The organism is Aestuariivita sp., assembly GCF_021404545.1.
Lineage (GTDB): Bacteria > Pseudomonadota > Alphaproteobacteria > Rhodobacterales > Rhodobacteraceae > Aestuariivita.
Map to the genome: position 1 here is coordinate 1 of NZ_JAAWWD010000027.1, position 10373 is coordinate 10373.

Here is a 10373-nt window from a genome sequence, read left to right on the forward strand (position 1 = left end):
CCCCCCGGGCGGTTTTTTTTGGGGCTTTTCCGCGTGTGGAACCGGGAGGGGAAAAGGGGTCACACGTGATTTATCTATCCGGCCCGCGATTAAGCAGGGGCCAAAGACGGTATACTAGATATCAAGCGACTTCTCCTATCCCCTGGGAACACATCAATCTTACCGGAGAATATCGTTGGCCAAAGCCTTAGCGTAGGATTTCGCCCTCTCCCGCAAACGACCCCGACCAGCCCGAGCCGCAGCGTCGTGGCCAAGTCCCTTTGCTCCGATGGGCTCAGACCTTCGGTCGTCACCGCATAGAACATGCCATAGACGTCGCCGAAATCGTCATTGATGATGGGCGGTTGCGCCCCTGCCGGAAGATCCCCCTCGATATCACTGATGCGGCGGCGCATCTCGTCCCAAACCTGCGGGATCTCGTCCGGGCCATAGGTCATCTCGATCTCGACGGTGATCTGCGCCATGCCCGGCATCGATTTCGATTCCACCCGGTCGAGCTGCTTCATCTGCTGCAGCGCGTTTTCGACGACGTCTGCGACCTCCTCTTCAACCTCCATTGCCGTGGCGCCGGGATACGGCACGAAGATGAGTGCCGTCTTGAGGGTGAAGCTCGGGTCTTCAAGGCGGCCGACCGTATTCAGCCCCCAATAGCCGCCGAGAACGCAGAAGATGATGGTGAGCCAGACCGCCACAGGACGCTCGATGCTCGCTCGTGTGATGCTGAGTGCCATGTTTTTATTCTTGTCCTGCCGAAAACCGGGGTCAGAGCCCAGAAACTGTCACGGTCTGATTGTCCCTGAGCCGCCACCAGCCGCCGGAAACAACCAATTCATTGGCCTCCACGCCATCCTGAACGACGATCTCGTTGTCGATCGGAAGGCCCAGACGGACCGTCCGACGCTCGACCTGGCCGGACGTTTCTTCGTAGATCCAGATGGACGGTTCGGTTCGGCTGGTCGTGTCCACCGCCGAGACCGGAACGATCACGGAGCGCCGGCGATCTTCCTCAGCGGCGATGGAGATGCGCACATCCGCGGTCATTCCGGGCAAAAGACGCGGGTCGATATCACCCGTGATCGCAAATTCCACGTCGTAGGTCTGCGCCGTCCGGTCGGCATCGGTCGCAAACGAGCGAAGCACCAGAGGCGCGGTGTAACCCGGAACAGCCGGAAAAGTTGCAACGATCTCGAAGGCATCGGGTGCCGACCGCGCAATGGCCGCAAGTTCCTCTGGCAGGGAGATCACGAGCCGCATCTCGCTGACATCCTGTAGACGCGCGACAGGCGCGGTCGACGTGACGTTGACATATTCTTCAACGAAGGTGCGCGCCACAATCGCGTCGAATGGCGCGACGATTTTCGTTTGGGACAGGCGCCGCTCGGCCTCGCGGAGCGCGACTTCTGCCTGGAAGAACTGCGCGCGGGCCGTGTCGAGGCGCGCGTCGGACGCCACGCCACGATCGGCGAGGTCCGAGGCGCGCGCGAGTTCGGAATTCGCCAGGTCGTAGGACGCCTGAGCCCGGTCGACGGCGAGTTCGAAATCGATTTGGTCGAGCTCCGCGATCACCTCGCCCTCGCGAATCGTGTCGCCGGGCTCAACCTCAAGGCGAATGATCTGCCCGGGTATCTGAAACGCAAGGTCCACCGTTCGAGCAGGTTCAACGCGGCCTGCAACGGTGCGAGACTGACTTACGACGCGATTGAGCGCACGGGTCACTTCGACCGTGACTGGTCGCTCCACGCTCGCTGCAGGCCTTGTGTCGACTTCTGCCTCCACGGTGTTCGTCGCGGTCTGGGCCAGCACATCGGTCAGGAACGGCGAAACAAACGGCACGGCAACGGCCGACACGGCCGCTACCGCAATAACAAAAACGATCCGCTTCAAACTTCGTGTCTCTCTATTCGAGTTCATTAATCATGGCCCTCAATTGCTCGATGACGCGCCCCCTGAGACCCGCGCCACCGTCGGGAAGGCCCAGAAGTTTCTGGAACCGAAGTCCCTGGATCGCTAGGACGACAACCATAGCACCCGAAGTGTCTTGTGTGTCGGACAGGATACGCTCAAGGTCGCCGGTCAGTTCAGCCCGTAGCGGATCGAGCAGCCGCGGATCTGACGCGGCAGCCGCGAGAATCGCCATCGAGAGGTCGTCATCGACGGCTCTGGCTTGCACGATCGCTTCCAGGTGCCCGCGCAAGGTGCGGGATCTGCGATCTTCCGGGACTGATGCCAGGCGTTCGCGATGTTCTGCGAGCATCTCATCAAGCAGCCCGGCAAGAAGCGCTCTCTTAGTCGGAAAATTGTATAAGACCCCGCCTTTACTGAGATCGGCCTCACGCGCGACGGCGTCGATCGTAATCTTTCCCGCGCCCTCTCTGTGCGCAATTGCCCGCGCAGCGCCGAGGATCCTTGGAGACGCATTCTTTGCCTGCATTCTGGATTGTATGGTCATTATTCACCGTCCATTCGGCAATTTTATTGAGAGATTTGGAGCATTGCCCCGTTGTCGGAAAGCAAGGTCAGTTCAGAGCTCTACTCTATGTCCGCTCCCGTAGAGTCGCAGGAATGCAGTGACTGCATCGGCCGCATGCTTGTCCCGCTCGACTGTTCTTTGCACCGCCAGCAGGCGTGGCATCAACAGTCCAGAAACGCAAAGATGTATGAAGTGATCCGCAACACGCGGGGGATTGTCGATCTCAAGCGCGCCTTCCCGGGAAAGGCGTTCCAGAACTTTACTGATGAGTTCGCGTGCCCGTTTCGGTCCGGCACGAAAATACACCTCCCCGACCTCGGGAAGCATCTCGGTGGCACCGATACACGTCCGCAGAAGGCGGATGTAGGTTTCGTCCAGAACGAGATCGATCATGCGCAGGGCAAGTTTTTCCAACTGGGCGCGCGGCTCGGGACCTGCGGACAAGGGTCGGAGGATCTCTTCCGCAAGCCGACCGCATTCGGATTCCACGACGCTTAGAAACAGCTGCTCCTTGGTCGGGAAATACGAATACATTGTTGCCTTCGACACTTTCCCTTCGGCGGCAATGGCATCGACGGTGGCGCCTTCATAACCGCACCGGAAGAAGACCTCGCGCGCGCCGAACAAAACCTCGGCCATTTTTCTCTCGCGCATCTCGTTCTTCCTGTCCTGTGCAGCATTGCGGGATTTCAAACTTGACTGTACCGTCTAGTCGGTACAGTAGATTGATTTTTATGTGGCGGCAAGCCGCAAACCTGGGCGGATCGTTCGGAGTGAGTGCCGCCTGTCAGGCATACCCAACGCGGCTTTCAATTCGTCATGAGCTTCGGGCCGTGCTCCGTTCGCGGCGCTTTCTGGCGCGGGATTATTCCGCGAACAGGACGGACGTCATCATTCCGCCGAGCGTGCCGTCCCGTCGAAAGCACCCTCCGCCTCCCAGCGGCGTGCAATGGATCCAAGGGTGTCCAGCACACCGCGCAGCTCCGCGCCGCGTTCAGTCAGCCCGTATGTGACAGCGGGCGGGATGGTCATGGCCTGCTCGCGCCAGACCACGCCGGCATGTTCCAGCATTCTCAGCCTCTCAGTCAGGACCCGGGTGGAAATTCCAGGCACCAGCCGTTTGGTCGCGCCGAAACGCTGTGGACCCTGTTCGGACAGAACCCAAAGGATATAGATCGTCCAAGGTCCCGTGATGACACGCAGCAGCGCCTCCATCGGGCAGGAAGCTAGTTGGACGCTTTTCATTGTGGATAGCCCTCGCAGCCCACGAAAGTAAGTTACTTTAAAGTGCCTACTTTAACTGATGAAGTAAGGCACCTAATGATACTACATGGAAACCGACAGCCTAACAACCGTCGAAAACCGGGAGAGCGGCAGTGAGTGACAACGTGGCAAAATATGTCTACTGGATCGCGACCGGCCTTGTGGCGCTGGTCTATCTGGGTGCGGCGGCCTTCTACATCTCATCCCACGACATGGTCGCGGGCATGTATCGCGAGGTGTTGGGCTATCCCACATACATCATCTGGCCACTCGCAATTTTGAAGATCGTCGGTGCGGTTGTGATCCTCTGGCGCCCTTCGGCGGTGCTGGCAGATTGGGCCTATGCGGCAATGTTCTGGCATCTGGTGCTCGCCTTCGGGGCCCATGTGGGCGCAGGCGATCCGGGTTGGCCGCCGGCTCTGGCGACCTGGGTACTCCTGATCGTCTCGTGGCTGACCGCCAATCGCGTGCGTGCGGTCAAGTCGGCCTATGCACCGGCAGTTCCGGCAGCGCCAACCTGATCTGCTGCGGAGTTGCCACGGCGCCGCCCATAGCCTCGGACTTTGGGGTACAAAAGGACGACAACATGACTGAAAAACAGCCGACAGTGTTTGTTCCCCATGGGGGTGGCCCCTGTTTCTTCATGGACTGGAACCCGCCTGACGCCTGGGATCGCCACCGCAGATTCCTTGAGGACTTGCCTGCGAGCCTGCCGGCAAGGCCCAAGGCGCTGCTCGTGATCTCGGGCCATTGGGAAGAGCGGATCTTTACCTTGCAGACCAACCCCGCCCCGCCTCTGCTGTTCGACTATCAGGGATTTCCGCAGCATACCTATCAGCTGGCCTGGCCCGCGCCGGGCGAGCCCGCGCTGGCGACCCGCGTACGCGCACTTTTAGAAGACGCGGGGTTCCAAACCGGGGCCGATGCCGCGCGTGGCTTCGATCACGGGGTATTCGTTCCACTAAAGGTGGCTTTTCCTGAGGCCGACATCCCCACCGTCCAATTGAGCCTGCGCGACGATCTCGACCCCGAGGCGCATCTTGCCGTCGGTCGCGCGTTGGCGCCCTTGCGCGACGAAGGGGTGCTGATCATCGGATCCGGCAATACCTATCACAACATGGGCAAGATGATGCGGGCGATGAGGGGCGGACCGGACGGCCCGGTGTACGGCGGAGACTTTGACCGATGGCTCACGAGTGCGGTGACCCATGAAGACCCCGCAGTGCGCCATGCCATGCTGGCCGAGTGGGAGCAGGCGCCCGGCGCACGCGACGCCAATCCGCGCGAGGAACATCTGATCCCGTTGCACGTCGTGGCCGGGGCCGCGCTTGCGGATCGAGGGGAAAAGTCCCTCGAGGATCACGTCTTGGGCGCGGTCGAAAGCGCGTTCAGATTTGGATAGGACCAACCATGACCTTCGAACTTCCCCTGCGGCAGGGCCCGCGCCCCGACACCACCGATTGCGCCCCGCATGAGCAGGTGTCGCAGAACTCCTCGGCAGAGATCCACGCATTTTTCAAGGAGAAGGCCTTCGCCCTGCCCTTCGTCGAGCGCTGTCGGTCGGGCATCTCGGTGCCTGGCGCCGAAGCACTGGTCTTGCCGGTGGCGCATGCCTGCGGCCCGCGTGAAGCCTTCATGATCGGACGCGAATTTGCCCATGTGCATCCCTCCTATGACGGTTCGTCGCACATGATGCTGCCGCTGGCGGCGGTCGAGGAACTCATCGCCAAGGGCTGGGGCGAACCGCACCCGATGGCGTCGGCCGGACACATCCCGGCAAATGCCGTCATGGCCTATGCGCCGCGCGGTAGGTCAGAGGTCGACGTCATGATCAAAATCCTGACAACGAGCTGGGACTTCGCCCGCGGCAAGCTGGCCAACCCCGCGCAGGTTCACATCCACGGCTGACTCTCTCTCAAGGAACAGGAATACGCCCATGGCAAGCTTTCAGAACGGACCATTTATCGTCACAGGCGCCTCCGGCCAGCTTGGACGCCAGGTAATCGATCAACTGATCGAGGCGGGCGCCGATCCGATCATCGCGGTCACGCGCAACGCCGACAAACTCGCCGAGTTTAGGGACAAAGGGGTGGATGTTCGCCAAGGCGATTTCAACGCGCCCGAAACACTGGGTCCGGCCATCGCGGGCGGCAAGCGGATCCTGATCATCTCCACCGACGATCTGGAGCCGGGCAAACGGCTCGCGGCTCATTCCAATGCGATCGCCGCCGCACGCGAGGCGGGTATCGACCACATCGTCTATACCTCGCTTGCCAGCCCGGTACCCGAAAGCCCCATCACTTTCAGCAAGGATCATCAGGACACCGAGACGCTGATCGAGCAAAGCGGCGCCAGCTACACGATCCTTCGCAACAACCTTTATACGGATATGTTGCTTATGAGCGGACCGCAGGCGATCGGCATGGGGCAGCTCATTGCCGCGGCAGGGGACGGACGGGCGAGTTACGTCACGCGCGCCGACTGCGCCCGCGCCGCCGCTGCCGCGCTGATGAATGCGACCGGCCGCGAGGTGCTGGACATCACCGGGCCCGAATCCATCGGCCAGGCCGATATCGCGGCGCTTTTGTCGGACATCGCCGGCAAGGACATCCCCTACATTCCGATGCCGGCCGAAGACATGGTGCAGGCGATGATCGCAAATGGCCTGCCCGAGTTCATGGCGCGTGTTTTCGTCTCTTTCGACCAGGCAACCGCCGAAGGCTACCTTGATGTGGCCAGCGACGATCTCGAGACGCTCACCGGCAAGTCCGGACAGTCGGTTGCCGATTTCCTGACCGAAAACCGGGCGGTGCTTCTTCGGGCGCCGCAGTAACTATAGAGGCGGACAAAATCATGAGACTCTACAACGCGAATTTCTCGCCCAATGCGCTGCGTGTGCGGGCGGTGGCACACGAACTGGGCGTGGACCTCGAAATCGTCCAGGTCGACATCCGGGCCGGGGACAACCGCGCGGCGGAATTTCTCGCTCGCAATCCCAATGCAAAGGTACCCGTCTTGGAGGACGGGAATTTCGTGCTTTGGGAATCCCGGGCAATTTGTGCCTATCTGGCGGGGCTTCGGCCCGAGGCGGGCCTCTATCCTGAGGGCCGCAAGGCGCGGTCCCTCGTCGATCAATGGACCTGGTGGCAAGCGATCCACCTTGGCCCGGCGATGCAGAAATTGTCCTTTGAGCTGTTTCTCAAAGAGAAATTCGGCATGGGCGATCCCGATCTGACTGTGGTCGAAGCGGAAGAGAAAGCGACCGATCAGTTCCTTGCCGTTCTGGAAACCGGACTCGACGGCAAGGACTGGATCGCAGGCACACTCAGCCTTGCCGACTTCTATCTTGCGACCACCTTCATGTATCGCGATCAAGCCGGGATTTCACTGGACCAGTACCCAGGAGTTGCGAGTTGGATCGACCGGCTTGAAGCGCGTGACAGCTGGCAAAAGGCCATGGCACCGCTTCTAGCGCTCTTTGCCTGACCTCGCGCCCGCCGCGGGTGTTTGGTCGATTTTAATAAAGTCCTCCGACCGGTCTGCCCATCTGATTTCGAAATGAGCCGGAAACGATGCGGCGGTCCTGGGGATGTAGGTGCGACGCCTCATCCCGGATTAATAGAGTTTCCGCGCTAAGGGTATGTATCAGTGGGCTCTGTCAAACTTAACGGTAAACCTTGGTTATGGATCTCGTTTGATTTCTCACCTGAAATTATTGGCCACGCGACATCAGCAAAGGCCTCTTATGACGCCACGTCATGGCGGCTCAAGCACGATTTTTACGTTTACTTGCCCGTTCGAAGGGCCTTCGCAGCCGTGTCCAGACCCTCAGCCATTGCAGAGTAGTAGGCGGCATAATCGGCCACCCGGGCTCGTGGTCCCATCTCAGACGCCGGAATCACCTTCAGGGACTCTTCTTCAATATCCGCCGCGGCACGTCGGGCGCGTGAGGCCGATGCCTCGACCATGTTGGCGAAGGCATTATCGACCACCTGGAAGTAATCTTGCCGGTCGCCTGGCTTAGCAACTCGCTTGATCAATTGCTGGCTTTCCAAAATCCGTACACTGGAACTGATGCTTCCCCGGCTGACCTGCAACGCGTCGGCAAGTTGCCGGAAGGAAACGCGCTCTCCATCATAGAGGAGCATCGCGAGGATGCGGCCTGCGATCCGTGGCAAGCCTTCGGTCTGTGCGATCACGCCGATCTTTTCGATGAAATCCGCCCGCGCCGCTTCGGTAGCGCTTGTCCTGTCGGGCTTGCTCACATCTCGCCTCCCGGTATTCCCCGATGCTGACAAGATAAAGCATATCACCGAATCTTCCAGTATGTTCAGAAAAAATTGAGCGCACTGACGCTGTTTGGGTCCGCGGGATTGGCCGCACGGCGCGCAAAGCTGGTGGTGTCTTTCCAGAAAGCGGGAACATCATGCTTTCGGCTCGTCCCACCCATAGCTCGATATCGTCGAGGTCCCGCATCGCGGTCGCGCATGCATTTTCCATTCTCTCAAGCCAACGCGCCGGGCGCTCAGCTGGTGTCGCGTTGCCCTTAATTGGTGTCGCGTTGTCCTTAAATCGGGTCATCCTCAATCTGTGTGGCGGAGAGGTAGCATTCGTGCTCTGAGCAGTTCCGGGCCTGCTCTACCGTACATTGCTCGTTTGAGGGTCTTCAGCCGGTTGATCTGACCTTCCGCTTGGCCATTGCTCCACGGCATTTCGATTGCGTTTCTGACTGCATCGATATCCCGATGGAGCGTTCGGGCAAAGCGCATGATGGACACCAGGTTGGTGTCGATCGCGTCGTCGATCCAGGCTTGTAAGGGAGCTGCCCGACGTCCGCGAACGACAGTCAAGCCGCATAAGCTGCGGTATCAACGGGGCGCTTACCAATCTTTTCCCCAAGTTGTAATATCTCAGGGTAGTTCTGCCACACAGATTGAGGATGATCCCTTACTCTTGAGATCAAGACCAGCCACCTCGTCGTGAGTTATAGAATGCCATTCTATAACTCACGGATGGGTCAGATTGGAGCGATTGAGCGGGTGACTTTGCCGCTCAAAGGTCATCCTTCCGCCAACCCGGCATCTTCCATCTGCTCCCGATCAGGCAGGTCCTGCAGCGTCTCCAGATCGAAGGCCACGAGGAACTGTTCGGTGGTGACGAAAGTGTAAGGCGCGCCACGCCGGGGTGACCGCGGCCCGGTCCCGATCAATCCGCGCGCGTGCAGCCGCCCGATCAGATCGCGGCTGATCTCCTTGCCGAAGATGTCTTTCAGCCCGTCCCGTGTGATCGGTTGGTGCCAGGCGATGGCGGCCAGCACGGCGACATCGTATTCTCGGAGATCGAGGTCCTGCTCGCCCACATTGGACGCCGCCCGGATCGCGGGCGCATAGGCCGGCCGCGTCCGCAACATCCAGCCACTGGCCACCTTCGTCACTTCGAAGGACCGCCCCTCCAAGTCGGCGGCTAGATCATCGGTCAACATGTCGACCGAGGCCCCCTGCCCCACCACGCGCGCGAGGTCTTCGCGCGGCACCGGTGAGGCGCTGGCAAACAGCACCGCTTCGATCCGGCGCATCCATTCCCGCCAGCGCAACTCAGGCGGCAGGTCGGCCAACTCGCGGTCAAGTTCTTGGTCGGCGTGATCCTTCGCCATCGCTCAGATCCCGTAGAGCCGGAACGTGTCGCGCCCGGTCAGTTCGTGAACAGCACCGAGCGCGACCAGCCGGTCGCAGAACCGCCGCGCGGCGCGATCTGACCGCAGCGAGGTCAGTGCCGTTGGCGCGACCGAGTCCCGGATCAGGAACAGCGCCACGGCCTGTTCAGCTCCCTTGGCCCGGAGCCTCGGCGCCACGGCCTTCAAGTGCGCCGCGCGGCGCGTCAGGTCGGCGGTCTCCCGCGTCGCCTCTGTCGCTGCCGACGAGATTGCCCGATGACAAGCCAACCGAAGCTCCGCGCCGGTCTTCCGCAAATCGCCACGTTTCAGACCAAGCCCCAGCAGCGGCACGACATGCGCCCACCCGAGCGCTTGCGCCAGCGCCGCTTCGGTCAGGAGCAGCGCAGCAGTTTGATCGCGGGGTCGATTTTCCAGGACAACTTCCAAGACCGATGCTGCACGCGCGACCGGTGCCCCCTGCCCCGCATCCAACCAAATGGCGATCTGATTTGCATCGACGTTCGGCAGCGCCCGGTGAAGCGCCTTGACCGAGACCGGCCGCTCCACGACCCGCCGCCAGGACAGATAGATCTCGCCTGCAGGCCCGGGCTGATCGCCGGGCTGCAGGAACTGCACCGCATCGCGCAACTCGCCTGCCCGTTCCGGTCGTCCCTGATACGTCACGCAGGCCTCTGCCGCCCGCAGCGCGAGGCGCTCCCGCAACAAGCTCTGGGGGACATCCTCCCGGCCCAACACAAGATGCAGGTAGCTCAGTACCGCACCGGACAAAAACGCCACATCTTCAGGGGCTTCCGCCCGCCCGGAGGTGACCCAGGAGGGCAAACGAGGTATATTGTCAAAGGCGTCGCGGGCATAGGTCATGCCACCACACTATCGCGTCACGGCGCTTTGTGCCACAATATACTGTGTTAACCGCTCCGCTCTGCTGGTTTCACTCATGTCCAATAATCTTGCATTATCGGGCGT

At 60.8% G+C, this 10373-nt stretch carries 13 protein-coding genes and 1 pseudogene; 5 read left to right on the top strand and 9 right to left on the bottom strand.

The features are described 5' to 3' along the window. Positions 1–89: 89 nt before the first annotated feature. The 5 genes from HEP69_RS08960 to HEP69_RS08980 form a co-directional block, all read right to left on the bottom strand. Entirely contained in the window at positions 90–731 is a 642-nt protein-coding gene (locus tag HEP69_RS08960; RefSeq protein ID WP_290558185.1) for an efflux RND transporter permease subunit, read from the bottom strand. A 31-nt stretch (positions 732–762) separates the two neighbouring features. Further along, positions 763–1884 (bottom strand): efflux RND transporter periplasmic adaptor subunit, encoded by a 1122-nt coding sequence (locus HEP69_RS08965; protein WP_245737675.1) that lies wholly within the window; start codon positions 1882–1884, stop codon positions 763–765. A 13-nt stretch (positions 1885–1897) separates the two neighbouring features. Beyond that, complete coding sequence (locus tag HEP69_RS08970; RefSeq protein WP_245737674.1) at positions 1898–2449, bottom strand: TetR/AcrR family transcriptional regulator; 552 nt, start codon at positions 2447–2449, stop codon at positions 1898–1900. A 72-nt stretch (positions 2450–2521) separates the two neighbouring features. Then, positions 2522–3124, bottom strand: coding sequence for a TetR/AcrR family transcriptional regulator (locus HEP69_RS08975; protein ID WP_036540318.1), 603 nt, complete (start codon positions 3122–3124; stop codon positions 2522–2524). 237 nt (positions 3125–3361) lie between these two features. Continuing rightward, positions 3362–3715, bottom strand: a complete 354-nt coding sequence (locus HEP69_RS08980) for a helix-turn-helix domain-containing protein (RefSeq protein ID WP_232237129.1) — start codon at positions 3713–3715, stop codon at positions 3362–3364. A 131-nt stretch (positions 3716–3846) separates the two neighbouring features. Here HEP69_RS08980 and HEP69_RS08985 point away from each other — a divergent pair, with 131 nt between their 5' ends. From HEP69_RS08985 to HEP69_RS09005, 5 genes are all read left to right on the top strand, one after another. Then, entirely contained in the window at positions 3847–4254 is a 408-nt protein-coding gene (locus tag HEP69_RS08985; RefSeq protein WP_084178541.1) for a DoxX family protein, read from the top strand. Positions 4255–4319: 65 nt separating this feature from the next. Then, positions 4320–5135 carry a class III extradiol ring-cleavage dioxygenase gene (locus tag HEP69_RS08990; protein WP_028288634.1) on the top strand — a complete coding sequence of 272 codons (816 nt, stop codon included), beginning with the start codon at positions 4320–4322 and terminating at the stop codon, positions 5133–5135. An 8-nt stretch (positions 5136–5143) separates the two neighbouring features. Continuing rightward, a complete protein-coding gene (locus tag HEP69_RS08995) occupies positions 5144–5641 on the top strand; it encodes a luciferase family protein (RefSeq protein ID WP_036540313.1) in 498 nt (165 codons plus the stop codon). 28 nt (positions 5642–5669) lie between these two features. Next, on the top strand, positions 5670–6566 hold the full coding sequence (locus HEP69_RS09000) for an NAD(P)H-binding protein (protein WP_028288633.1): 897 nt from the start codon (positions 5670–5672) through the stop codon (positions 6564–6566). Positions 6567–6586: 20 nt separating this feature from the next. Then, positions 6587–7219, top strand: coding sequence for a glutathione S-transferase family protein (locus tag HEP69_RS09005; protein WP_028288632.1), 633 nt, complete (start codon positions 6587–6589; stop codon positions 7217–7219). 299 nt (positions 7220–7518) lie between these two features. Here the strand turns inward: HEP69_RS09005 and HEP69_RS09010 are convergent, their stop codons facing one another. From HEP69_RS09010 to HEP69_RS09025, 4 genes and pseudogenes are all read right to left on the bottom strand, one after another. Beyond that, positions 7519–7998, bottom strand: coding sequence for a MarR family transcriptional regulator (locus tag HEP69_RS09010; RefSeq protein WP_290558186.1), 480 nt, complete (start codon positions 7996–7998; stop codon positions 7519–7521). A gap of 318 nt (positions 7999–8316) precedes the next feature. Then, a pseudogene (locus tag HEP69_RS09015) lies at positions 8317–8577 on the bottom strand (transposase); the annotation flags it as partial. 215 nt (positions 8578–8792) lie between these two features. After that, positions 8793–9386: an SMC-Scp complex subunit ScpB gene (locus HEP69_RS09020; RefSeq protein WP_290558187.1), complete on the bottom strand. Its 594-nt coding sequence runs from the start codon at positions 9384–9386 to the stop codon at positions 8793–8795. A gap of 3 nt (positions 9387–9389) precedes the next feature. Then, positions 9390–10268, bottom strand: coding sequence for a DUF1403 family protein (locus tag HEP69_RS09025; RefSeq protein ID WP_290558188.1), 879 nt, complete (start codon positions 10266–10268; stop codon positions 9390–9392). Positions 10269–10373 lie beyond the last annotated feature (105 nt).

Bases quoted from the DNA above. Each gene is read 5' to 3' on its own strand.
- HEP69_RS08960 (WP_290558185.1), bottom strand. From the start codon at position 731: ATGGCACTCAGCATCACACGAGCGAGCATCGAGCGTCCTGTGGCGGTC.
- HEP69_RS08970 (WP_245737674.1), bottom strand. From the start codon at position 2,449: ATGACCATACAATCCAGAATGCAGGCAAAGAATGCGTCTCCAAGGATC.
- HEP69_RS08975 (WP_036540318.1), bottom strand. From the start codon at position 3,124: ATGCGCGAGAGAAAAATGGCCGAGGTTTTGTTCGGCGCGCGCGAGGTC.
- HEP69_RS08980 (WP_232237129.1), bottom strand. From the start codon at position 3,715: ATGAAAAGCGTCCAACTAGCTTCCTGCCCGATGGAGGCGCTGCTGCGT.
- HEP69_RS08990 (WP_028288634.1), top strand. From the start codon at position 4,320: ATGACTGAAAAACAGCCGACAGTGTTTGTTCCCCATGGGGGTGGCCCC.
- HEP69_RS08995 (WP_036540313.1), top strand. From the start codon at position 5,144: ATGACCTTCGAACTTCCCCTGCGGCAGGGCCCGCGCCCCGACACCACC.
- HEP69_RS09000 (WP_028288633.1), top strand. From the start codon at position 5,670: ATGGCAAGCTTTCAGAACGGACCATTTATCGTCACAGGCGCCTCCGGC.
- HEP69_RS09005 (WP_028288632.1), top strand. From the start codon at position 6,587: ATGAGACTCTACAACGCGAATTTCTCGCCCAATGCGCTGCGTGTGCGG.
- HEP69_RS09020 (WP_290558187.1), bottom strand. From the start codon at position 9,386: ATGGCGAAGGATCACGCCGACCAAGAACTTGACCGCGAGTTGGCCGAC.
- HEP69_RS09025 (WP_290558188.1), bottom strand. From the start codon at position 10,268: ATGACCTATGCCCGCGACGCCTTTGACAATATACCTCGTTTGCCCTCC.